The organism is Mesorhizobium sp. CC13 (assembly GCF_039907765.1).
In the GTDB taxonomy this organism is placed as follows: Bacteria; Pseudomonadota; Alphaproteobacteria; order Rhizobiales; family Rhizobiaceae; genus Aminobacter.
Genome location: NZ_JARDJI010000001.1, coordinates 180,624 through 201,810, shown reverse-complemented (window position 1 = coordinate 201,810; position 21,187 = coordinate 180,624). Strand labels below are relative to the sequence as shown.

Genomic DNA, 21,187 nt, shown 5'->3' with positions numbered 1-21,187 from the left:
CATTGTGGATACGATATCTAATATATAAGCATCAGAACGCAACGGCAGCAACCGGCTTTTTTTTGCAAACAGGATTGGCGACGGCGGAAGGACGACAAGTCGACATGCGCGCGTTTGATCGGGAAAGCGTCTTCTTCGGGGAATTGTTCAACGGCATCGCACAGCGCGGCCGACGCCTGTTGTGGAGGCCTCACACGCAGGCGGCATTGCCCACCGAGGGCATCGCCGGCCTGGCGAAAAAGCTCATTTCCAGCCGCGGCGAAGCATCCGGCGTGGCCCTGGCCGCCGATCTGCTCAAGGCATGGCGCATGCTGGACAACGAGGCCCGCCTGGCATGGTTTCGAACCTTGGCAAGCGCATTCGGTCCGGACGAGAAGCAGCTCGAAGCTGCGGTCGAAGCCTGGCGCTCTGGCCACAGCGCCGAGGCCGCCTCACGCCTGGCAAGCGCCTCCGAGCCATTGAGGCAGGAGTTGTTCCGGCGCATCAACCTGGCGCCCGGTGGCACCGCCGCGCTTGTTGCGATGCGCGCCGACCTTATCCGGCACTTGCGGCAAGCACCCGAACTGGAAGTCGTTGATCGGGATTTTGTCCATCTCTTCAGTTCGTGGTTCAATCGCGGCTTCCTGATGATGACGCGTATCGACTGGTCCTCGCCCGCATCGATCCTGGAGAAGATTATCCGCTACGAGGCCGTCCATGAGATTCGCGGCTGGGACGACCTGAGGCGCCGCCTGCAGCCGACGGACCGACGTTGCTTCGCCTTCGTCCATCCGCAGATGCCGGACGAGCCGCTGATCTTCGTCGAAGTCGCACTGACCTCCGGCACGCCCGCGAGCGTCGACGGTCTGCTCGCCGGGGAGCGCTCTCCGCTCGACCCGGCAGAGGCCGACACCGCAGTCTTCTATTCCATCTCGAACACCCAAGTGGGCCTCAAGGGCATCTCCTTCGGCAACTTCCTGATCAAGCAAGTGGTCGAAGACCTGCTCCGCGACCTGCCCAACCTGTACCATTTCGTGACACTGTCGCCGATCCCGGGCTTCGCCGATTGGCTTTCCCATCATCGCAACAACGCAAGCCCCGAGGAGGCCAAGGCGCTGCAGCTCCTCGACCGGCCGGACTGGAATGCCGATGCCGGTGCGGTCGCGACGCTGGAACCCGTGCTGGCCAGGGCGGCCGCAATCTATCTGGTGAACGTGAAGGACGCGGCGGCGCGGCCGCTTGATCCGGTCGCCCGATTCCACCTGGGCAACGGCGCCCGCCTCGAGCGCCTGAACGCCGGGGCCGACCTGTCGCCCAAGGGCCTCAGGCAATCGCATGGCATGATGGTGAACTATATGTACGATCTGCCGTCGATCGAGGCCAATCACGAGGCCTATGCCAACAAGGGTGACGTCGCCACGTCGAAAGCCGTGCGCAAGTTTCTGGCCTCAGACCGCCCAACCCGCGCTCAGCCAATCTCGCATTTCTAGGAGGATCTAGACGAACCATGAGCTGGCACTATCAGTCGAATCCATCGATCAGGTCGCTTCCTGCGCTCGTGCGGGCTCGAACCGGCGCTCTCGACAAGACCTTTATCCGCAACGCCGACGGCCGCGACTTCAGCTACGCTGATTTCTGGACGATGTCGGGCCGCATCGCCCAGACGCTGGTCAACGCCGGCGTGCGAAAGGGGGACCGGGTTGCCGTCCAGGTGGAGAAAAGCCCCGAGGTCATCGCCCTCTTTCTCGCCTGCGCACGCGCCGGTGCAGTGTTCCTCCCGCTCAACACGGCCTACACGCTGGCCGAGATCGAGTACTTCGTCGACGACGCCGAACCAAACGTTATCGTGGTCGCACCCTCACGCGTCTCCCAACTGGCCGACCTGGCCGCGCAGAAGCGGGCAACGCTGCTTTCGCTCGGCATAGCCGGTGACGGCACGCTGATGCAGGCTGCCAACGAGCAGGACGGCGTCTTCCGCGATGCGGCGCTGGGCTGGGACGACCTCATCGCCATACTCTACACCTCTGGCACCACGGGGCGTTCGAAGGGTGCCATGCTCACCCATGGCAATCTCGCCTCCAATGCGCTTGCGCTTGTCGAGACCTGGCGCTTCACCGAGGCGGATACGCTGCTCCATGCCTTGCCCGTGTACCATACGCACGGCCTCTTCACCGCCACCAACACGCTGCTGCTGGCGGGCGGCACGATTCTGTTTCGCCCGAAATTCGATGCCGACGAAGCGCTGCGGCTGCTGCCGCAGGCGACCACGATGATGGGGGTGCCGACCTTCTACACGCGTCTGCTTCAGCATCCCGGCCTGACCCGCGAGGCGACGGCGCACATGCGGCTGTTCATCTCCGGCTCCGCCCCCCTGCTTGCCGAGACGCATGCCGAGTTCGCAGAGCGTACCGGCCACGCCATCCTCGAGCGCTACGGCATGACTGAAACGAACATGAACACATCGAACCCCTATGACGGGCCGCGCCTGGCCGGGACCGTGGGCAAGCCGCTGACGGGCGTGGAGGTGCGCATCACCGATCCGGCGAATACGTCACTCTTGCCCACGGGCGAGATCGGCATGATCGAGGTGCGTGGCCCGAACGTCTTCAAGGGCTACTGGCGCATGCCCGAGAAGACGGCGGAGGAGTTGCGCGCCGACGGCTTCTTCATCACCGGCGACCTGGGACGCATCGACGACAACGGCTACGTCTCGATCGTCGGTCGCGGCAAGGACCTGATCATCACCGGCGGCTTCAATGTCTATCCCAAGGAAGTCGAGACTGAGATCGATCAGATCGAGGGCGTCATCGAGTCCGCCGTCATCGGCCTGCCGCACCGGGATTTCGGCGAGGGCGTCACCGCCATGGTGGTTGCGGAGAAGGGCAAGTCCCCGACGGAAGCCGCCATTCTCGAGCGTCTGCAGTCGCGCCTGGCCAAGTTCAAGCTGCCCAAGCGCGTGCTGTTCGTCGACGACCTGCCGCGCAATGCCATGGGCAAGGTGCAGAAGGCGCTGATGCGGCAGACCTACGCGGATTTATATCGAAGTTGAACGGGGCGCGGCCGGCATGAAAAGTCACACGTTGCGCTCTCGCCCGACGCCGTCCGAACAGGTCGCGCGGTCCGGTGCGGCCGGCGCGGCGGCGGCGCCGCTTCGCCAGGATCCGCATGCCGCTTCCTCATCCAAGGCCATGCTTCAGGCGGCTATTGGCAGGGAGATCCGCTCCCACCGCCAGCGCCAAGGCTTGACCGCGACCGATCTGGCAAGCACGGCAGACATCTCCCCGAGCATGCTTTCCAAAATCGAAAACGGCACGATTTCGGCCGCGCTGGCCAAACTGCAGGCACTGTCCCGAGCGCTTGGGATCCCCCTGTCCTCGCTGATGCGATGCTCCGAGGACGAAGCGCGTGCCGTTTTCATCAAGGCCGGAGAGGGCACGCCAATCGAATGGCGAGGCGGTCATGCCGGTTATTCCTACCAATTGCTTTGCGGCACCGACGCAAGCGCTGGCGACACCTCCGTTCGGCCCCTTCTCATCACTGCAACCGAACAAAACACACCGTCTCCTCCATGGCAGGAGAGGGGAATGAAGTTTGTCTACGTGCTCGAAGGCAGCATGACTTATCGTCATGGCTCGAGGCTTTACCAACTCTCGCCCGGCGACAGCTTGTTTCTAGATGCAGACTGTCTACATGGACCCCACAGTCTTCTCGAACTGCCGGTCCAGCTCCTTTCCGTGCTTTGCCGTTCACCAAGCCCAACATGACAGCCCGCCGGCATCCATTCCGATCTTCCCGGCCAGATCACCGCCCAGGTAACCGAAAACATCTACGACAGCCCGTCGGGTAAGACCCTGCTCGTTCCGCAGCACACGCGCATTATCGGTCCGAATGGACCACCATGCTGGTTTCCACCAATCAATCGACCTGTGAAAGGCGCACCTGTGGCTGATCACCTCGCGAACTTGAGGTTAGCGGCTTTGAAGACCGTCTTCGGCAAGGCTTGCATCGCGGTCGCATCAAAGGGCAGATGTTCGAAGTACGTGGCGGCCAGTTGCGCCACCGCCTCCGCTTGGGCAAAGTCTCGCCGACGCTTGATGGGCTCTCGGTCAGCCCGCCGCGGCGAGCGATATCCCATCCCGCCCATATCGACCGAGGTAGATCGTCTGCGCGGGCCGTTGATGCGGTAGTCGAGGCGAAACGAGATCGCGCCGCTCGGCATGACGCGCACGTACATGCCGTCCCAGTCCGCAACCTTGTAGACTTTACCCTTTGGTTTCAAACACTTGAGCGCAACGTCCGGCAACATTCGTCCACTTCTTCCAGAAAAGTACCGTCACAGGGTTTTCTGCGGTCCGCGGCGGAAAAACGTAATATTCTTCAATATGTTAGACGCGAAAAAGTACCGTCACGGGCTTCATTTCCTGTGACGGTACTTTTCAAAATGGAGAAGAACAATAGAGGGAGGTCAGTCAGAACGTACGACAAGTCCGTCTGCTGCCTGCCGATTGTCCTCGACAGGTAGCGACAGAATTTATTTTTTATTTCAGGGGGTTAAGTCGCATCTTGGCGTATTTTCGGATACGCCCGGATGGGCCTGAGTCATTCCCACTCGATCGTGCCCGGCGGCTTCGAGGTGACGTCGTAGACGACGCGGTTGATGCCACGCACCTCGTTGATGATGCGGGTGGCGGCCTGGCCGAGGAAGTTCATGTCGTAGTGGTAGAAGTCGGCGGTCATGCCGTCGACGGAGGTTACCGCGCGGAGCGCGCAGACGAACTCGTAGGTGCGGCCGTCGCCCATGACGCCGACGGTCTGGACCGGCAGCAGCACGGCGAATGCCTGCCAGATGGCGTCATAGAGGCCGGCCTTGCGGATCTCGTCGAGATAGATCGCGTCGGCCTCGCGCAGGATCTCGAGCTTTTCGCGGGTGATGCCGCCCGGGCAGCGGATGGCGAGGCCCGGTCCTGGGAATGGATGGCGGCCGATGAAGCTGTCAGGCAGACCGAGCTCCTTGCCGAGCACGCGGACCTCGTCCTTGAACAGCTCGCGCAGTGGCTCGACCAGCTTCATGTTCATGCGCTCGGGCAGGCCGCCGACATTGTGGTGCGACTTGATGGTGACCGAGGGGCCGCCGGTGAAGGAGACGCTCTCGATGACGTCGGGATAGAGCGTGCCCTGGGCGAGGAAATCGGCGCCGCCGAGCTTCTTGGCCTCTTCCTCGAAGACCTCGATGAACAGGCGGCCGATGGTCTTGCGCTTCTTCTCCGGGTCCGACTCACCTTCGAGCGCCGAGATGAAGCGGTCGGAAGCGTCGACGAGGATGAGCGGCAGGTTATAGTGCTCGCGGAACATGGCGACGACGTCGGCCGCCTCGTTCTTGCGCATCAGGCCGTGGTCGACGAGGATGCAGGTGAGCTGGTCGCCGACGGCCTCGTGGATGAGGAGAGCGGCGACCGAAGAGTCGACACCGCCCGAAAGGGCGCAGATGACCTTCTTGTCGCCGACCTGCTGGCGGATCGCCTCGACCGCGTGCTCGCGATAGGCGCGCATGGTCCAGTCGCTCTCGATGCCGGCGATCCTGTGGACGAAGTTGCGCAGGAGCTTGGCGCCGTCCGGCGTATGCACGACCTCGGGGTGGAACTGCACGGCGTAGAAATTGCGCTTTTCGTCGGCGATGGCCGCGAACGGCGCGCCGGTGGAGGTGCCGATGACGCGGAAGCCGGCGGGGATTTCGGTGACGCGGTCGCCGTGGCTCATCCACACCTGGTGGCGGGTGCCCTTGGCCCAGACACCCTCGAACAGCGGGCTGTCGTCCTGGACTTCGAGATAGGCGCGGCCGAATTCGCGGTGGTGGCCGGCCTCGACCTTGCCGCCGAGCTGGGCGCACATGGTTTGCTCGCCATAGCAGATGCCGAGCACCGGGATGCCGGCGCCGAAAATGGCGTCAGGCGCGCGGGGCGAACCGATGTCGACGGTGGAGTGCGGGCTGCCCGAGAGGATCACCGCCTTGGGATTGATCCGCTTGAAGGCCTCTGCGGCCGACTGGAAGGGCACGATCTCGGAGTAGACCCCGGCCTCGCGGACGCGACGCGCGATGAGCTGCGTCACCTGGCTGCCGAAGTCGATGATGAGGACGGTTTCGGGGTGCTCGGAGTTCTTCATGGCGGGCGTTTAAAGAAAGAATCAGTTCTGTGCAATGGGCTCGATTGCATGGGTGACAAGTGCGCAACGCTATGGCCTTTCCGGCCGGACCGCGCGGTCATCCGGACCGGGCTTCGGCGAGGCCGCGCAGCGCCGCCATCAAGGCTTCGAAAGGCCCCTCGCCCAGCCGGTCGCGATAGCGATTCTCGATCTCCAGCTTGATGCGGTCGCCGTCGTCGAGCGCGGCCAATCCCTTCGGCGTGTAGAGGACGAGCTTGCCGCGCCTGTCTTCGGGGTCGGCGGTACGGGCGATCACGCCTTCGGCTTCCAGACCATCGAGCAGCTGCTGGATCGCCTGCTTGGAGATGCCGGCACGGTCGATCAGGGCGGATTGCTTCAGGCCACCACGGGGAATGTGGCCCAGGAGGCCGGCGCGGCTTTCGCTGAACCAGCCGTGGCCGGCGGCGCGCATCGTATCCGCGAACTCCGCCTGCCAGGCGCGGCTCGCCTGCCAGAGCCGCCAACCGACGTGGTCGGGCAACGGTCTTGCGTCATTTTCGTCAAGTTGCTTGACCATTTTTCCAATCACGCATATCGTCAAGACACTTGACTATCTGATAGCGGAAGGAAACGACAATGGCAATTCTCGACCAAGCCTCGCTGAAGGTGCTGATGGCAGGCACGACCCACGTGCTCGAGCGCAACGGCAAGGAGGCCTATGTCTATTTCGAGACGGGCGACGTCGCCCACATGCTGCTCGACGACGGCGAGGCGAGGACGGGCGTGTGGACGTTTGCGGATGGCGGCTATGTCGTGGACTGGGACAATGGCGCCACCGGCCGCTGGGCTCTCGACCACGAAGCCGGCGCGATCACCTATGTCAACCAGGACCGCGACGTCAGGGTGAAGCTGCTCGGCGTGCTGTTCGGCAACGCCAAGGGTTTGCCACGCGCGGCCGGCTGACTTGCTAGAACGTCAGCTCGCCCCTGGCGATCGCCTGGGCAAGCAGATACACGGCATGCGCCAGCTTCTCGTCGACGACGTGCAGATATTCGGTCCAGTCGTCGACATGATGGATGTCGCTCGCGCCGTCGGAAATGCCGCGCAAGCCGATCAGCGGCACGCCGAAAAGCTGGCAGGCGCGCAGCACTGCGAAGGTTTCCATGTCGACCATGTCCTCGGCGACGGCGTCGTAGGCGGCGCCCGCAATGATGGTCCCACCCGTCGAGAGGCTCGCCTCCCTCACGCCGCGGATACGGAGCGGAAGGGGCAAGGTGGCCGGCATACCGAGGAAGGGCGTGGTGCCCTTATCGAAGCCGAGCGCGGAAGCATCCATGTCGCGGTAGGACACCGAGGTGACCTGGTAGACCTCGGTCTGCTCGAGCCTGCGGCTGCCGGCGGAGCCGAGACAGACGACCAGATCCGGCAAGGCATTCGCAGCCGCCAGGCGCGCCAGCTCGGCGCCGACCGCGACGCCGGCCTCGACCGGCCCCACCCCGGTCATCAGCGGGGTGAACAGCTTGCTCAGGTGCTCGCCATATTCGACGTCTACGGCCATGACGAAGAGGATGCTTCGGCCAGAGAACTGCACGACCTCGGCCACGGCGCTCACCCCTCGATGCCGTCGCGGCCGACGACCACCATCATCGTGCCGGTCATGGTGGCGATCAGCTTGGCCTCGCCGTCGGCGGCGAAGGCATAGGCCTGGCCGTCGGCAACGACGATGGTGCGCCCCGGCTTGGTCACCGAGCCGCGGAACAGGAAGCGCTCGCCGCGGCCGGGTGCCAAAAGGTTGACCTTGAACTCGATCGACAGCACGCCGGAATTCTCCGGCATCAGCGAATAGGCAGCGTAGCCGCAGGCGGAATCGAGCGCCGCCGAGATGACGCCCGCGTGCAGGAAGCCATGCTGCTGGGTGAGGCCGGCAGAAAAAGGCATCTCGATCTCCACCGTGCCCGGCGCGACCAGCGTCAGCTCGGCGCCGATGGTGCGCATGGCGCTCTGGCGCGCGAAGGAAGCCCTCACCCGCTCGTCATAGTTCGGTGCCGGAACGTTCTTGGATGCCATGTCAAACTCCTCCGCCACGCTTATCGCAAAGCGAGGAAAGACAGGCAATCGGAAATGCTGCGATGCAGCAACCGGGCCGCGTCGCTGCGACCGACCGGTGGGCGGTCAGGCAGCCCGGCGCATGGCGGCGAAATAGAAACCGTCGGTGCCGCTCCGCTTCGGGGTGAGCGACAGGCCCTGGCGACCGAAGCGCACGGCGCCCTCCTTGCCCGGAAAACGGCTGGCCCACAAGGCACGGTGATCGACGGACGAGAACGCCCCATCGCGCGCGAGGAAGGCCTCGACCTGGACGGCGTTCTCCTCGTCGAAGACCGAGCAGGTGATGTAGACCATCAGGCCGCCGGGCTTCACATAGGTGCTGGCAGCGTCGAGGATGGCCGACTGCTCGGCCTTGCGCACGTCGAGCTGGCGGTCGGTGAGGCGCCATTTGGCGTCGGGCCGGCGGCGCCAGGTGCCGCTGCCGGTGCAGGGCGCGTCGATCAGCACGAGATCCATGTGGCCGGACAGCTCGGCCAGCTCGGACTGCCGGGCGACAACCTGGACATTGCGGTTGTCGGAGCGGCGGAGGCGGTCGAACATCGGCGCGAGCCGCGACTTCTCCGAGTCGTGGGCGAATATCTGCCCGCGATTGTCCATTGCCGCCGACAGCGCCAGCGTCTTGCCGCCGGCGCCGGCGCAATAGTCGAGCACCTGCATTCCGGGCGTGGCACCGGCGAGTTCGGCGGCGAGCTGCGAACCCTCGTCCTGGATCTCGAACCAGCCCTTCTGGAAGGCGGGCTCAGCCTGGACGTTGGGGTGGCGGCCGCTGCCGTCGATGGGCGGAATGCGCACGCCATGCGGCGCAAGCGCGGTCGGTGCGGCCTGCGTGCCCTCGAGTTCGGCGATGACGCGGTCACGGTCGGCCTTGAGCGTGTTGACGCGGATGTCGAGCGGCGGGCGGGCAGCAAGCGCCGCGCCCTCCTCCACCCAGTCGGCGCCGAAGGCGCGTTCGAGCAGCGGCGCACACCAGTCGGGGCTGTCGGCGCGCACGACGTCGGGCGCGTCCTTCAGCTTGCGCTCGGCAATGGACTTGAGCTCGGCGGCTGTCAGCGGCTCGGGCGCGAACTTGTCGCCGTCGAGCGTCTGGTTGAGGGCCTCGGCCGACTGGTTCCATTCGAGCAGGAGCGCGCCGAAACCGAGGGCGCGGGAGGTATCGTCGCCGACCAGCCAGCCGGCGGAGCGCTTGCGGCGCAGCGCGTCGTAGACGATGTTGCCGATCGCGGCGCGGTCGCCGGCGCCGGCAAAGCGATGGGAAAGCCCCCAATCCTTGAGCGCATCGGCGGCCGGCCTGTGCCGCCGCTCGATATCGTCGAGCACTTCGATGGCCGCAGCCAGCCTTCCGCCAAGTCGCATGTCCGGTGATCCGTCTTCGGTTGACCCGTTTCAGGCCTAGCTAAACAGCGACGGCGAAATGCACAAGCGGCGGCGGGCCGGAAACCGGGCCTATTTTTTTCACGGGGGACAGTCGGCAGTCCCGGACAAAACCGGTGCCCGGGGCGCGCGCGCGTCAACCGCCGACAGCCGCCGCTATTGCCGCGTTGAACGCGGCGACAGCGGCCTCGTCGGCGGCGCTGCGCTTCCTGCGCGACTGCACCAGGCAGGCCTGCGAGCGCAGGATGATGCCGTCCGACAGGATCTTGAGGTGGTTGGCGCGCAGCGTCGAGCCGGTCGAGGTGATGTCGACGACGACGTCCGCCGAGCCTGCCGCGGGTGCGCCTTCGGTCGCCCCAAGGCTCTCGACGATGCGATAGACCTGGATGCCGTGCTTCTGGGAGAAGAACTGCTGCGTCAGCCGCCAGTATTTGGTGGCGATGCGCAGCCGGCGGCCATGGCGCTGGCGGAAATCGGCGGCAACGTCGTCGAGGTCGGCCATGGTGTCGACGTCGAGCCAGATCTCCGGCACCGCGACGATGACGTCGGCATGGCCGAAGCCCAGCCGGGCTGCGATCTCGGCCTTGCTTTCCCAGTCGGCGAGGTTTTCACGGACGAGGTCCTCGCCGGTGATGCCGAGGTCGACATTGCCCTGGCCGATCTCGCCGGCGATCTCCGAGGCGGAGAGGAAGGCGATCTCGATGTCCGGCCGGCCGTCGACGGTGGCGCGGTAGCGGCGGTCGTCCTCCGGCAGGTTGACCGTGAAGCCGGCCTTGGCCAGCACGTCGAGTGCCTGCTCCTTGAGCCGCCCCTTGGACGGCAGCGCGAGCGAGATTGCCATCAGCGTGCCTCCCTGAGCGCTTCGATGCGGTCGAGCCAGACGGAGAAGCCGACGCCCGGGATGGGCTTGCCGGCGCCGAGCAGTGTCAACAGCCGGTCGTAGCGGCCGCCGCCGGCCAGCGGACGGTCGGCCTCGGGGCCCGAAATCTCGAAGACGAGGCCGGTGTAATAGTCGAGCGGCCGGCCGAAGGCCGCATCGTAGCGGACCGCGCCGGCGGCAAGGCCGTGGCCGGCGATCGCCTCGGCGCGCGCGGAGAAATTCTCGAGCGCGGCCCCGAGCGTCAGCCCGGCAGCCGCGGCGAAGTCCTTGAGCGCGGCGGGCGCCGCATCCAGCGCGACATGGATCGACAGGAAGCGCTTGAGGGCCTCGAAGGCGTCGCTCGAAAGGCGCACGCTGCGCAGTTCGGCCCGCTCGATCAGGCGACGGCCGATGTCGGTGGGCGTGCGGCCGGCGGACGGCGACAGCCCCGCCTGTTCCATGCCTTCGGCGATGTGCGCCGCCAGCGCATCGAGGTCGCCGTCGGCGACGAGCGAAGCGACGGGCTCGGCCAGCGCCGAGCTGCGCGTCGGCGCCGCCAGATCGTCGAGGGCTGCGGCAAGCTGTTCGGCCGAGCCGAAGGCGCGGGCGAGCCGCATACGCCAGCCGCGCGGCAGGCCAAGGGCCGCCAGCACCGCCTCGAAGATCGCCTGGTCGCCCAGGGTAACTGTGAGGCTCCTGCCGGGCAGGCAAAGCGTGAGAAGCGCGTGCGCATCGGCCACCGAGCGCGCATCGGCCGCGGCGATGTCCTTGTCGCCGAGATCCTCGACGCCGGCCTGGAAGAACTCGTTGCCGCCTTCGCGGCGCTGGCGGAAGACCTCGCCGAGATAGGAATAGCGGCGCGGCGTGCCGGAACGGGTGCGGATGTGGTCGAGGCAGACAGGGATGGTGAACTCAGGCCTGAGGCAGAGTGCTGAACCCGTCTCGCTTTCGGTCAGGAAGATGCGGCGGCGCAGGTCCTCGCCGGCCATGTCAAGGAACGGATCGGCCGGCTGCAGCACGGGCACGTCGACCGCATCGGCCCCGCGCGCGGCGAACAGCTTCAGGATATCGGGCGCAATCGCCGGGAAGCGCGCGTTCATGCGGACACCAAAGATGTTGCGGCGAAGGTTGGTGCTCCACGTCGCCCCCCTCTGGCCTGCCGGCCATCTCCCCCGCAGGGGGGGAGATCAGCCTTCAGTTCGCTTGCCGCCAATCGCCAACGCCGTAGGACCGGCGCAGATGCCGAAGCTGCCGATCTCCCCCCTTGCGGGGGAGATGGCCGGCAGGCCAGAGGGGGGCGCGACGAGGCGCTGAACCCACTAGCCACGGCTGCGCTCTTCCGCCTGAGCGGCGAGGATCTTCTTCACTTCGGCGACGAGGTCGGCTTCCGGCACGGTGATCTGGGCCGGGCGGGCGGCGCGCCACTCGGCGTTGTCGGTGATTTCGGCCGACATGCGCGCGCCCTCGATCAGGTCCTTGATCTGGACTTCTCCCTTGGCGCGCTCATCGCCGCCCTGGATGATGACGACGCCCGAGCCGCGACGGTCGGCATATTTGATCTGCGCCTTCATGCCGGCGCCGCCGAGATACATCTCGGCGCGCACGCCGGCGCGGCGGAGGTCGGAGACCATCTTCTGGTAGCGGCCGAGACTTTCGGTGTCCCTGTCCATGACCAGCACGACGACAGGTGCCACGACGTCCGAGGCGTCGAGCTTGCCGAGATTCTTCAGCGCCGTCATCAGGCGCGACACGCCGATGGAGAAGCCGGTCGCCGGCACCGGCTCGCCGCGGAAGCGCGAGACGAGGCCGTCGTAACGGCCGCCGCCGCCGACCGAACCGAAGCGCACGACCTGGCCCTCGTCATTGGGGATCTCGGCCAGCAGTTCTGCCTCGAAGACCGGCCCGGTGTAGTATTCCAGGCCGCGCACGACCGACGGATCGATACGGATGCGGCCATCGTCATAACCTGCCGCGGCCGCCAGCGAGCCGATCTGGGCGAGTTCGTCGACGCCTTCGGTGCCACGTGCATTGCCGGCGACAACGGCGCGCAAGTTCTCGACGGTGGTGGCGGCGTCATCGGCCCCTGCCTCGGTGAAGGCGATGACCGTGTCGATTGCAGCCTGGTCGAGTTCGGCGCCTCGGGTGAAGTCGCCCTCGCCTTCCCTGCCGCCGTCCCAGCGGCCCTTGCCGAGCAGGAGCCTGACGCCGTCGGCGCCGAACTTGTCGAGCTTGTCGATGGCGCGCAGCACGGTCAGCCGGCGCGAGGCGTTCGGATCGCCGCCGAGGCCGATGGCCTCGAGCACGCCATCGAGCACCTTGCGGTTGTTGACGCGGATGACGTAGTCGCCGCGCGCGATGCCGAGCGCTTCCATCACGTCGGCCATCATCATGGTCATCTCGGCATCCGCCGTGACGCCGGGCGTGCCGACGGTGTCGGCGTCGAACTGCATGAACTGGCGGAAGCGGCCGGGACCCGGCTTCTCGTTGCGGAACACCCAGCCGGAGCGATAGCTGCGGTAGGGCTTGGGCAGCCTCTCGAAATTCTCGGCGACGAAGCGCGCCATCGGCGCGGTCAGGTCGTAGCGCAGCGACAGCCACTGCTCGTCGTCGTCCTGGAAGGAGAAGACGCCTTCGTTGGGGCGGTCCTGGTCGGGCAGGAATTTTCCGAGCGCGTCGGTGTATTCGATCAGCGGCTGGTCGACAGGCTCGAAACCGTAGAGCTCGTAGACCTCGCGGATCTTCGCCATCATCTTCTCGACGACCCGGATGTCGTCAGCACTGCGGTCGACGAAGCCGCGCGGCAGTCGCGCTTTCATCTTTTCCGATTTGTCGGCCATGGTCGAATTCCGCGATTTTTCCAGAAGTTTTGGCCGCAGGCGCGGCGCGCCGTGTCGTAACCGAATTGGGGAGGAGCGGCAAGGGTTTGGCGCGACCGGCGGGCCAACGCCGGAGCGACAGGCCGAAACAATCGCCCGCCCCGCCCGACATCGTGCCGAAACAGCCGCGCTCGATAAGGCGCGAAATCGGAAGCCAAGGCCACGACGATGTCCAGGACCGCCACCCCAAAAGACGACAGTGCCGCGCGGCTGCGCCCTGCCCGACCGGGTCACCCAAGTCGCGGGAAGCCCGTGCCGCGCATTGCCGACACGCTCGTCACCGCCCTGCTCGTGCTCTATCCTGCGCTGGGGACGGTCGGCGTCATCATCGCGGGCCTTTTGTTCTCCGGCGGCGACGCCTAGCCAGGAAGGCACTGCCCATGTTGCGCAAACTCCTGCCCCTTGCCGCGATCCCCGTCGCGGCCCTCTCGATGCCGGCCTTCGCCGGCGCAGCTGCCGCCTGCGAGCCTGGCGACAAGCGGCTCGCCGGCCACTACTACCTCAACGGCGTCATGGAAGTGGGGTCCGAGCTTTTGCTCAGGCCCGACGGCAGCTTCGAGTTCATGCTGGCCTATGGCGCCAACGACCAGTACGGCAAGGGCTGCTGGGTGCGGCGCGGGTCGACCGTCGAGGTGATCCCCGCGGGGCGCCGCGCCGCCTCGCGAAGGCACACGCCCGACGACCGCGGCTTCGCCGGACTGGTTCTGACCGTGTCCGGCCGTTCGCTGATCTGGAACATCGCCGGGAGCGGCTACAAGGGGCGGTATGAGCGCTAGGTCGTTTAGCATCGCCTCGCTTTAGAATACCCCCACCCCTAACCCCTCCCCACAAGGGGGAGGGGAACAAATCCTGCATTCTGCGGCCCCGCGGCATCGCAGCAGGTTCGGCTGCATTTAGCCGTGGCATCGCCAAAATCCCCCTCCCCCTTGTTGGGAGGGGTTAGGGGTGGGGGTATCTCTTGTCGAGCCCTCTCACCCCGGCCGCTTGAACGCCCGGCGCTCGGCCTCGACCTTGTCCCGGCACATGCAGCCCTCGATATGGTCGTTGACCAGGCCCATGGCCTGCATGAAGGCGTAGACGGTCGTGGGGCCGACGAAGGTCCACCCGCGCTTCTTCAGTTCCCTTGAAATGCGGGTCGAGGTCGGCGTCGTCGGGTTGGCGATAAGCGTCGGGTAGTCGACCACCTTGGGCCGCTCGTCGTCGCCCGGCTCGAACCGCCAGAACCAGGCCGCGAGCGACCCCGCCTCATCGGCGAGGGCGCGGGCGCGCCTGGCATTGTTGATGGTCGAGACGATCTTGCCGCGGTGGCGCACGATCCCCGGATTGCCCAGCAGACGCTCGATGTCGGCCTCGCCATATTCGGCGACCCTGTCGAAGTCGAAGCCGGAGAAGGCTTCACGAAAGCTGTCGCGCTTGCGCAGAATGGTGAGCCACGACAGGCCCGACTGGAAGCCCTCGAGGCAGATCTTCTCGAACAGGCGATGGTCGTCGGCGACCGGGCGGCCCCATTCGTGGTCATGGTAATGCAGGTAGTCCGGCAAGCTGCCCGGCCAGAAGCAGCGTGTCGCGCCGTCGGCCCCCTGCATCAGCCCCGTTTTTCTCTCGTCCATCGTCAACCCACTCGCCAATTGCCCGAAGGCTTTGATTTACCCGCGCTTTACCAGATTCCTGAACGGCCTGGTAACCACACCGAATGGTTTGCTGACAAATCCGTATTTCACGCAACCCGATTCACGTTTCGGTGGGATCGGACAGCCAAGGTCGGCTGCGAGCGGATCGCTGCTCGCGACCAGGATGTTGAAGAGTTCTGCCATGAAGACCCTCTTGATGCTCGCTGCCTCCGCCACGTTGCTGGCCGCGCCGGCGCTGGCCTACGACCGCTATGCGGAGCGGCCGCCCGTCATGGTCAGCCCCGACCTTTCGGCGCCGTGGGTGCTGCAGCTCGGCCGCGATCCGGCGGAAGTTGCACCCAGGCGGCAGGCACGCGAGCCGAAGCTTCGCCAAGTACCGCCGAAGGTGCAGCAGCGCGCGGTGCAGCGCCGGCAGGCGAACCCGGCCCAGCCGCAGCTGGCTGCGCTGCGGGCACCGGAAAAGCGCACGGTCCAGCCGCAGATGAACCCCATCTACCTGCCGCAGCAGGTCGCCTATGACGGCGGGGAGAAGCCGGGCACGATCATCATCGATACGATCGAGAACTTCCTCTACCTCGTCGAGGAAGGCGGCCAGGCAAGGCGCTACGGCGTCGGCACCGGCAAGCCGGGCTTCGAATGGTCGGGCACCCACAAGGTGACCGCCAAGCGTGAATGGCCCGACTGGCGCCCGCCGGCCGAGATGATCGCGCGCGAACGGGCCAAGGGACGCGTGCTGCCGGCGAAGATGGAGGGCGGCCCCGACAACCCGCTGGGCGCACGCGCGCTCTATCTCGGCTCGACGCTCTACCGCATCCACGGTACCAACCAGCCTTGGACCATCGGCGGGGCCGTCTCGTCGGGCTGCATCCGCATGCGCAACGAGGACGTGATCGAGCTCTACGAGCGCGTTCCGGTCGGCACCAAGGTGATCGTCAGATAGTTCGGTTACGGGGGCGGAGCCCGGCCGCAGAAGCCGGGCTTCCGGGAAAGGGGCAGCGGGCGCTGCCCCTTTCCACATTCGAAGGGTGCCCTGACGTCACATTCAGGAAAATTTGTTCAATGCAGGTGAAATTTTGACACCGACCGCCCTTCCCTTTGGCGGCGGGGCGAAGTATCGGAGAAACGACTTGGAGCGCCGCGGCTGAACGGACGCGCCGTGCCCCAGCTGATCATTCTGCGCGCCTTCCGTAGATAGACTTTCGGCCGGCGCGCTGGCCGTTGACCGCCGGAGAGAAAAAGATGCCGCCGCTCGATGACACTCGCTATCTCAAGGGCGGCCCAGTTGCCGCCCGCATCATTGCCGAAGTTCGCGCCGCTGCCCTGCAGGCCACCGAGGAAGGCTTCCGCCCAAAGCTCGTCTCCATCACCGTCGGCGACGTCGAGGCGGTGGATGTCTATGTGCGCAACCAGCGTACCAAGGCCGAACTCGCGGGCATCGACTTCGAGGAACGGCGCTTTCCGGCCGAACTGACCGCCGGCGAACTGGAAGCCGCGATCCACGGCATGAATGCCGATCCGCGCATCACCGGCATCATCATCCAGAGGCCGGTTCCGCAGCACATTCCCATCAAGGCGATCCAGGCCGCGGTGCATCCGCTGAAGGACGTCGAGGGCATGCATCCCGCCTCGATCGGCAACATCGTCTACAACCAGCTCGACCTCGCGCCCTGCACCGCGGCGGCCTCGGTGGAACTGCTCAAGGCCACCGGCCTCGACCTCAGGGGCCTGGAGGTGGTGGTGGTCGGGCATTCGGAGATCGTCGGCAAGCCGATCGCCTTCCTGCTCATGAGCGAGGGCGCGACGGTGACGGTGTGCCATCACATGACGCGCTCAGTGGCAGCGCATGCACGCCGCGCCGACGCCCTGTTCGTCGCCGTCGGCAAGCCGCGGCTGATCAAGGCCGACATGGTGAAGCCCGGCGCGGCGGTGATCGACATCGGCATCAATGCCGAGACGCTGCCGGACGGCTCGACCCGCATCGTCGGCGATGTCGACACCGATTCAGTCAAGGACGTGGCGTCGTGGATCACGCCGGTGCCCGGCGGCGTCGGCCCGGTCACCGTGGCGATCCTGCTGCGCAACACCATGGTGGCGCTAAACCGCCAGCGCGCGCTCTACAAATCGAGCTTCGCAACCGGCGACGCCAAGCTGGCTGCAGCGGAATAGAGCCGACGCCTACAGCCTGTAGGCGTCGCTGCTGATCTCGGACACCGCGGCCGGCGCCATGCCGGTCGGCAATCCGCTGGTGACGACGATCGGCGTGCCGTCGGATACGCGCTCGAACAGGTCGATGACGTCCTGATTGATCAGCCGCACGCAGCCGGACGAGACGGATTTGCCGATCGATGCCCATTCGGGCGAACCGTGCAGGCGGTAGAGCGTGTCCTTGCCGTCCTGGAAGATGTAGAGCGCACGGGCCCCGAGCGGGTTCTGAATGCCGGGCTGCATGCCGCCTTCCCACTCGTTCTTGCCCGGCACCTGCTTGGCGCGGTACGGCTCGAGGTCCGGCTGGCGGTCGATCATCTCGTTCGGCGGGAACCAGCGCGGCCATGCCTGCTTCCACTCGATGACGCCGCGCCCGGCCCATTCGAAGCCGGCGCGGCCGAGGCCGACGCCGTAGCGGATCGCCTCGCCGTCGCCGAGCACCAGATAGAGGAAATGCGTCGACGTATCGACGACCACCGTGCCCGGCTTCTCGCCGGTCGGATCGGCCACGATCTGGCGATAGTAGCGCCGGTCGATCTTCTTGAACGGCACGCCCGGAATGTCGTAGCCGTTGTCGTTGACGGCAGCATACATCATGGTCGGATCGCCAAAGGCCGGATCCACGCTCAACGGCGGCGCCACCGGAGGTTCCGGAAAGGCAGGGGCGACATAGGCGGCCCGCTGGCTGCTTGTGGTCGAACAGGCCGACAGTGCGGCGGAGGCGGCTCCGGTCGCGGCCAGGGCAAGCAACCTGCGGCGGGTAAAAGTCGTCATCAAGCTTTCCAATAGTGCTTTCTGCGAAACCGGGAACGCGCGCCAATCTCGCACGTTCCATGCCCGGGTTTCAATCTGGGTGTCGAGGACTGCCGACCGTGCAACGATACCGGCTGCCAGCCCCCCGGCTATCAGAGCATCCCGAAATAGCAAGGTATCCGGGCGTCGCTCGCGGTTAGTTGATCAGCCGAGGCCGGCCGGCTTGTCGCCGCCATAGGCCCAGTCGAGCAGCTTGACGGTATGGACGACCGGCAGCTTGGCCGCAGAGGCGATCTGGGTGATGCAGCCGATGTTGCCCGTGGCGACCAGCGCCGCACCCGTCGCCTCGATGTTCTTGACCTTGCGGTCGCGCAGGCGGGCCGAAATCTCCGGCTGCATGATGTTGTAGGTGCCGGCCGAGCCGCAGCACAGGTGCCCCTCGCGCGGCTCCTTGACCAAGAAGCCGGCGCGGCTGAGCAGGTCCTTGGGCTGGCGGGTGATCTTCTGGCCGTGCTGCATCGAGCAGGCGGAATGGTAGGCGACCGTCAGGCCCGGCTTGCGGGCCGGCTCGGGCAGGTCGAGGGTGGCGAGATATTCGGTGACGTCCTTGGCCAGCGCCGAAACCCGTGCGGCCTTCTCGGCATAGGCGGGATCGAGCCTGAGCATGAAGCCGTAGTCCTTGATCGTGGTGCCGCAGCCCGAGGCGGTGATGACGATGGCGTCGAGCCCGCCGCGCTCGATCTCGCGCGTCCAGGCGTCGACATTCCGCCTGGCCGAGGCAAGTGCCGCTTCCTCGCGGCCCATATGGTGGACGAGCGCGCCGCAGCAGCCCTCGCCTTCCGGGACCACCACCTCGACGCCGAGCCGGTTGAGCAGCGACACCGTCGCCTCGTTGATGCCGGGCTCGAGCACCGGCTGCGCGCAACCGGTTAGGATGGCCACGCGGCCGCGCCTTGCCGCCTTCGGAGTGTGGACGCCGGGCTTCTCCAGCGCCGATGTCGCCGGCACCGACACAGGCGTGAGGCGCAGCATGGCCGCGACCGGCTTGAGGGCCGCGACCTTGTCGAAGGCACCGGCGAAGGGCCGGCCAAGCCTTGCCAGCTTCAGCGCCGCGCGGAAACGGCCGCGATGCGGCAGCACGAATGCCAGCAGCGCGCGCGTCAGCCTGTTGGCGAGCGGACGCTTGTAGGTCTTCTCGATATGGGCGCGGGCATGGTCGACCAGATGCATGTAGTTCACGCCCGACGGGCACGTGGTCATGCAGGCGAGGCAGGACAGGCAGCGGTCGATGTGGGTGACGATCTCCTTGTCGGCCGGCCGGCCGTTCTCCAGCATGTCCTTGATCAGGTAGATTCGTCCGCGCGGCGAATCCAGCTCGTTGCCGAGCGTCACATAGGTCGGGCAGGTCGCCGTGCAGAAACCGCAATGCACGCATTTGCGCAGGATCTTCTCCGATTCCGCGACATGCGGATCGGCAAGCTGGGCGGTGGTGAAATTGGTCTGCACGGCGTTATGGCACTCTTGTCGGTGGCTAGATCAGCCAGCTCTCGGGGTTCTTGATCGGCTCGCCGCGCCCGATCGCCTGCAGCCCCATGATGCAGCGGACGATGAACCAGACGGCGACCGCGAACATCAGGATGATGCCGATGAACAGGAACATCAGCACGAAGGAGGCCAGCGCGTAGAGCAGGCCGATCCAGAAGGTCCGGATGAGCCAGGTGTAGTGGGTGTCGACGATGCCGCCGGCCTTGCCGCGGTTCATGTAGGCCAGGATGATGCCGATGATGCCGCTAATGCCGATGACCAGCCCGGCGAGATAGAGAACATAGATCACCTGGACGTTGGTCGGGCCGGGTTCAAGCCAGCGGTCGGTCTGGCGCGGCGCGGGGTTCGGCTGCGTGTCGCTCATGAAGTGGCTCCCTCTGTTGCACGCGCCAAGGTAGCAGAGTCGGGCGAATGCACCATCCGGCCGGGGTTGAGGATATGCCCGGGGTCGAACTCCGCCTTGAGGCGGGCCGACAATGCGGCGAGAGCCGGCGGCTGCGGCTCGAAGACGGGCACGGAGGCGCGCCAGGCTGGGCTGGCTCGGACCAGCGTCGCATGGCCGCCGCCGAACTTCCTGATCAGCGCGCGCAGCAGGTCCGCCTCCGGCTCGCTCTCCATGCGCAGCCAGACGAGGCCGCCCTGCCAGTCGTAGAAGGCATCCACCGCCGCCTGCATGCGCAGCGCAAGTACCATATGGTGGGCATTGGCCGGCGGCATGGAAACCCGCCAGACCGGCTTGTCCGTGCCGTCGGCGAAGGGCCGGCAGTCGCGCACGTCGCGCCACAGAGCCAGCGAGGCCTCGCCGGCGATCTCCACGGTGGGGCCGGCATTGCCGAGCAGATGCCGGAGCTGGCCGAGGCGATAGGCGACCGACGGGCCGAAGCCTTCGACGCGCAGCAGGGTGGCCGGGTCGCCGCCAAGCCTGCCATCGAGGACGCGGCCCGCCATGCGCTCGGGCAGGTGGGCGGCGGAAGAAACCTCGGCGCTGGAGCCCATCGCCATTGCCATGGCCGCGGTGGCGTTATCGTCCAGCAGTCCTCGGATAGCGAGCGTGGTCTCGGTTTCCGCAGCCGGCAGCACCTTGAAGGTGAGGTCGGTGACGACGGCCAGCGTGCCCCACGAGCCGGCCATGGCCTTGGAGAGATCGTAGCCGGTGACGTTCTTGACGACGCGGCCACCCGACTTGAAGGCCTCGCCGCGCCCGGACACCGCGTGGATGCCGAGGATATGGTCGCGGGCGGCACCGGCCTTGAGGCGGCGCGGACCGGCGAGATTGGCCGCCAACACGCCGCCTATGGTGCCGCGCCCGGGCGCCTCGCCCAGCAGCGGGCCGTAGTCCATCGGCTCGAAGGCCAGCTGCTGGCCGTTGTCGGCGAGCAGTTTCTCGATCTCGGCCAGCGGCGTGCCCGCCCTGGCCGACAGCACCAGTTCGGCGGGCTCGTAGAGGGTGACGCCCGCGAGCCGCGACAGGTCGAGCGTGTGTTCGCATTGCAGCGGCCGGCCGAGCGCGCGCTTGGAGCCCTGGCCGAGGATCTCCAGCGGCGCGCCTTCGGCAGAGGCCCATTGGACCGCGGAGAGGACATCAGCTGCGGTGGCGGGGGTAAAGGTGGTCATGGGTTGAGCCCGCCAGGAACGTCCGAAAGGCCGCGTTTCTTCCCACCCCCCTCTGGCCTGCCGGCCATCTCCCCCACAAGGGGGGAGATTGGCAGTTGCGGCCGCAG

Annotated in this window: 22 protein-coding genes and 1 pseudogene; 8 read left to right on the top strand and 15 right to left on the bottom strand. The window is 66.4% G+C overall.

The annotated features are described in order from the left end of the window. The first annotated feature begins 104 nt into the window (after positions 1 to 104). From PV773_RS00990 to PV773_RS00975, 4 genes and pseudogenes are all read left to right on the top strand, one after another. Entirely contained in the window at positions 105 to 1,469 is a 1,365-nt protein-coding gene (locus PV773_RS00990; RefSeq protein WP_347964534.1) for a malonyl-CoA decarboxylase, read from the top strand. 17 nt (positions 1,470 to 1,486) lie between these two features. Next, entirely contained in the window at positions 1,487 to 3,028 is a 1,542-nt protein-coding gene (locus PV773_RS00985; RefSeq protein ID WP_347964533.1) for a malonyl-CoA synthase, read from the top strand. Positions 3,029 to 3,044: 16 nt separating this feature from the next. Next, positions 3,045 to 3,743 carry an XRE family transcriptional regulator gene (locus PV773_RS00980; protein ID WP_347964532.1) on the top strand — a complete coding sequence of 233 codons (699 nt, stop codon included), beginning with the start codon at positions 3,045 to 3,047 and terminating at the stop codon, positions 3,741 to 3,743. Between the two features lie 9 nt (positions 3,744 to 3,752). Beyond that, a pseudogene (locus PV773_RS00975) lies at positions 3,753 to 3,863 on the top strand (TrbI/VirB10 family protein); the annotation flags it as partial. Positions 3,864 to 3,928: 65 nt separating this feature from the next. On the opposite strand, the gene PV773_RS00970 reads toward PV773_RS00975, so the two are convergent. The 3 genes from PV773_RS00970 to PV773_RS00960 all read right to left on the bottom strand — a co-directional run bounded on the left by PV773_RS00970 (position 3,929) and on the right by PV773_RS00960 (position 6,697). After that, a complete protein-coding gene (locus PV773_RS00970) occupies positions 3,929 to 4,285 on the bottom strand; it encodes a GSU2403 family nucleotidyltransferase fold protein (RefSeq protein WP_347964531.1) in 357 nt (118 codons plus the stop codon). A 293-nt stretch (positions 4,286 to 4,578) separates the two neighbouring features. Further along, positions 4,579 to 6,141 carry a glutamine-hydrolyzing GMP synthase gene (gene guaA / locus PV773_RS00965; protein ID WP_347964530.1) on the bottom strand — a complete coding sequence of 521 codons (1,563 nt, stop codon included), beginning with the start codon at positions 6,139 to 6,141 and terminating at the stop codon, positions 4,579 to 4,581. A 97-nt stretch (positions 6,142 to 6,238) separates the two neighbouring features. Beyond that, complete coding sequence (locus PV773_RS00960; RefSeq protein ID WP_347964529.1) at positions 6,239 to 6,697, bottom strand: MarR family winged helix-turn-helix transcriptional regulator; 459 nt, start codon at positions 6,695 to 6,697, stop codon at positions 6,239 to 6,241. Positions 6,698 to 6,756: 59 nt separating this feature from the next. On the opposite strand from PV773_RS00960, the gene PV773_RS00955 reads away from it, so the two are divergent. Next, the gene (locus PV773_RS00955; protein ID WP_347964528.1) at positions 6,757 to 7,083 is read left to right on the top strand and encodes a hypothetical protein; all 327 of its coding nucleotides are present in this window, start codon (positions 6,757 to 6,759) and stop codon (positions 7,081 to 7,083) included. Positions 7,084 to 7,087: 4 nt separating this feature from the next. On the opposite strand, the gene PV773_RS00950 is transcribed toward PV773_RS00955, so the two are convergent. The 6 genes from PV773_RS00950 to hisS form a co-directional block, all read right to left on the bottom strand. Further along, positions 7,088 to 7,723 carry a 5'-methylthioadenosine/S-adenosylhomocysteine nucleosidase gene (locus PV773_RS00950; protein ID WP_347964527.1) on the bottom strand — a complete coding sequence of 212 codons (636 nt, stop codon included), beginning with the start codon at positions 7,721 to 7,723 and terminating at the stop codon, positions 7,088 to 7,090. A gap of 5 nt (positions 7,724 to 7,728) precedes the next feature. Continuing rightward, positions 7,729 to 8,187 (bottom strand): PaaI family thioesterase, encoded by a 459-nt coding sequence (locus PV773_RS00945; protein WP_340036439.1) that lies wholly within the window; start codon positions 8,185 to 8,187, stop codon positions 7,729 to 7,731. A gap of 105 nt (positions 8,188 to 8,292) precedes the next feature. Then, entirely contained in the window at positions 8,293 to 9,579 is a 1,287-nt protein-coding gene (locus tag PV773_RS00940) for an RsmB/NOP family class I SAM-dependent RNA methyltransferase (RefSeq protein ID WP_347964526.1), read from the bottom strand. Between the two features lie 154 nt (positions 9,580 to 9,733). Further along, a complete protein-coding gene (hisG, locus tag PV773_RS00935) occupies positions 9,734 to 10,438 on the bottom strand; it encodes an ATP phosphoribosyltransferase (protein ID WP_347964525.1) in 705 nt (234 codons plus the stop codon). Further along, positions 10,438 to 11,556 carry an ATP phosphoribosyltransferase regulatory subunit gene (locus tag PV773_RS00930; RefSeq protein WP_347964524.1) on the bottom strand — a complete coding sequence of 373 codons (1,119 nt, stop codon included), beginning with the start codon at positions 11,554 to 11,556 and terminating at the stop codon, positions 10,438 to 10,440. The genes hisG and PV773_RS00930 overlap by 1 nt, the downstream gene beginning before the upstream one ends. A gap of 219 nt (positions 11,557 to 11,775) precedes the next feature. Continuing rightward, positions 11,776 to 13,293, bottom strand: coding sequence for a histidine--tRNA ligase (gene hisS, locus PV773_RS00925; protein WP_347964523.1), 1,518 nt, complete (start codon positions 13,291 to 13,293; stop codon positions 11,776 to 11,778). A gap of 419 nt (positions 13,294 to 13,712) precedes the next feature. On the opposite strand from hisS, the gene PV773_RS00920 reads away from it, so the two are divergent. After that, positions 13,713 to 14,108, top strand: coding sequence for a hypothetical protein (locus tag PV773_RS00920; RefSeq protein WP_347964522.1), 396 nt, complete (start codon positions 13,713 to 13,715; stop codon positions 14,106 to 14,108). A 195-nt stretch (positions 14,109 to 14,303) separates the two neighbouring features. Here the strand turns inward: PV773_RS00920 and PV773_RS00915 are convergent, their stop codons facing one another. Next, positions 14,304 to 14,942, bottom strand: a complete 639-nt coding sequence (locus PV773_RS00915; protein WP_347964521.1) for a DNA-3-methyladenine glycosylase I — start codon at positions 14,940 to 14,942, stop codon at positions 14,304 to 14,306. 36 nt (positions 14,943 to 14,978) lie between these two features. Beyond that, on the bottom strand, positions 14,979 to 15,146 hold the full coding sequence (locus tag PV773_RS00910; protein ID WP_347964520.1) for a hypothetical protein: 168 nt from the start codon (positions 15,144 to 15,146) through the stop codon (positions 14,979 to 14,981). Between PV773_RS00910 and PV773_RS00905 the strand changes: the two genes are divergently transcribed. Then, positions 15,145 to 15,903: a L,D-transpeptidase gene (locus tag PV773_RS00905; RefSeq protein ID WP_347964519.1), complete on the top strand. Its 759-nt coding sequence runs from the start codon at positions 15,145 to 15,147 to the stop codon at positions 15,901 to 15,903. The genes PV773_RS00910 and PV773_RS00905 overlap by 2 nt on opposite strands. Positions 15,904 to 16,202: 299 nt before the next feature. Then, the gene (locus PV773_RS00900) at positions 16,203 to 17,129 is read left to right on the top strand and encodes a bifunctional 5,10-methylenetetrahydrofolate dehydrogenase/5,10-methenyltetrahydrofolate cyclohydrolase (protein WP_347964518.1); all 927 of its coding nucleotides are present in this window, start codon (positions 16,203 to 16,205) and stop codon (positions 17,127 to 17,129) included. A 9-nt stretch (positions 17,130 to 17,138) separates the two neighbouring features. Here PV773_RS00900 and PV773_RS00895 read toward each other — a convergent pair whose 3' ends face one another. The 4 genes from PV773_RS00895 to glcE all read right to left on the bottom strand — a co-directional run bounded on the left by PV773_RS00895 (position 17,139) and on the right by glcE (position 21,080). Then, positions 17,139 to 17,942: a L,D-transpeptidase gene (locus tag PV773_RS00895; RefSeq protein ID WP_347964517.1), complete on the bottom strand. Its 804-nt coding sequence runs from the start codon at positions 17,940 to 17,942 to the stop codon at positions 17,139 to 17,141. A 183-nt stretch (positions 17,943 to 18,125) separates the two neighbouring features. After that, on the bottom strand, positions 18,126 to 19,427 hold the full coding sequence (gene glcF / locus PV773_RS00890) for a glycolate oxidase subunit GlcF (protein WP_347964516.1): 1,302 nt from the start codon (positions 19,425 to 19,427) through the stop codon (positions 18,126 to 18,128). A gap of 25 nt (positions 19,428 to 19,452) precedes the next feature. After that, positions 19,453 to 19,830, bottom strand: a complete 378-nt coding sequence (locus PV773_RS00885) for a DUF4870 domain-containing protein (protein WP_347964515.1) — start codon at positions 19,828 to 19,830, stop codon at positions 19,453 to 19,455. After that, positions 19,827 to 21,080, bottom strand: a complete 1,254-nt coding sequence (gene glcE, locus PV773_RS00880) for a glycolate oxidase subunit GlcE (protein ID WP_347964514.1) — start codon at positions 21,078 to 21,080, stop codon at positions 19,827 to 19,829. The genes PV773_RS00885 and glcE overlap by 4 nt, the downstream gene beginning before the upstream one ends. Between the last annotated feature and the right edge of the window lie 107 nt (positions 21,081 to 21,187).

Bases quoted from the DNA above. Each gene is read 5' to 3' on its own strand.
- PV773_RS00990 (WP_347964534.1), top strand. From the start codon at position 105: ATGCGCGCGTTTGATCGGGAAAGCGTCTTCTTCGGGGAATTGTTCAAC.
- PV773_RS00900 (WP_347964518.1), top strand. From the start codon at position 16,203: ATGCCGCCGCTCGATGACACTCGCTATCTCAAGGGCGGCCCAGTTGCC.
- PV773_RS00955 (WP_347964528.1), top strand. From the start codon at position 6,757: ATGGCAATTCTCGACCAAGCCTCGCTGAAGGTGCTGATGGCAGGCACG.
- hisG (WP_347964525.1), bottom strand. From the start codon at position 10,438: ATGGCAATCTCGCTCGCGCTGCCGTCCAAGGGGCGGCTCAAGGAGCAG.
- PV773_RS00980 (WP_347964532.1), top strand. From the start codon at position 3,045: ATGAAAAGTCACACGTTGCGCTCTCGCCCGACGCCGTCCGAACAGGTC.
- PV773_RS00915 (WP_347964521.1), bottom strand. From the start codon at position 14,942: ATGGACGAGAGAAAAACGGGGCTGATGCAGGGGGCCGACGGCGCGACA.
- PV773_RS00910 (WP_347964520.1), bottom strand. From the start codon at position 15,146: ATGGCAGAACTCTTCAACATCCTGGTCGCGAGCAGCGATCCGCTCGCA.
- PV773_RS00940 (WP_347964526.1), bottom strand. From the start codon at position 9,579: ATGCGACTTGGCGGAAGGCTGGCTGCGGCCATCGAAGTGCTCGACGAT.
- PV773_RS00920 (WP_347964522.1), top strand. From the start codon at position 13,713: ATGTTGCGCAAACTCCTGCCCCTTGCCGCGATCCCCGTCGCGGCCCTC.
- PV773_RS00895 (WP_347964517.1), bottom strand. From the start codon at position 17,942: ATGACGACTTTTACCCGCCGCAGGTTGCTTGCCCTGGCCGCGACCGGA.
- guaA (WP_347964530.1), bottom strand. From the start codon at position 6,141: ATGAAGAACTCCGAGCACCCCGAAACCGTCCTCATCATCGACTTCGGC.
- glcE (WP_347964514.1), bottom strand. From the start codon at position 21,080: ATGACCACCTTTACCCCCGCCACCGCAGCTGATGTCCTCTCCGCGGTC.
- PV773_RS00945 (WP_340036439.1), bottom strand. From the start codon at position 8,187: ATGGCATCCAAGAACGTTCCGGCACCGAACTATGACGAGCGGGTGAGG.
- PV773_RS00930 (WP_347964524.1), bottom strand. From the start codon at position 11,556: ATGAACGCGCGCTTCCCGGCGATTGCGCCCGATATCCTGAAGCTGTTC.
- PV773_RS00885 (WP_347964515.1), bottom strand. From the start codon at position 19,830: ATGAGCGACACGCAGCCGAACCCCGCGCCGCGCCAGACCGACCGCTGG.
- PV773_RS00905 (WP_347964519.1), top strand. From the start codon at position 15,145: ATGAAGACCCTCTTGATGCTCGCTGCCTCCGCCACGTTGCTGGCCGCG.
- PV773_RS00985 (WP_347964533.1), top strand. From the start codon at position 1,487: ATGAGCTGGCACTATCAGTCGAATCCATCGATCAGGTCGCTTCCTGCG.
- PV773_RS00970 (WP_347964531.1), bottom strand. From the start codon at position 4,285: ATGTTGCCGGACGTTGCGCTCAAGTGTTTGAAACCAAAGGGTAAAGTC.
- hisS (WP_347964523.1), bottom strand. From the start codon at position 13,293: ATGGCCGACAAATCGGAAAAGATGAAAGCGCGACTGCCGCGCGGCTTC.
- PV773_RS00960 (WP_347964529.1), bottom strand. From the start codon at position 6,697: ATGGTCAAGCAACTTGACGAAAATGACGCAAGACCGTTGCCCGACCAC.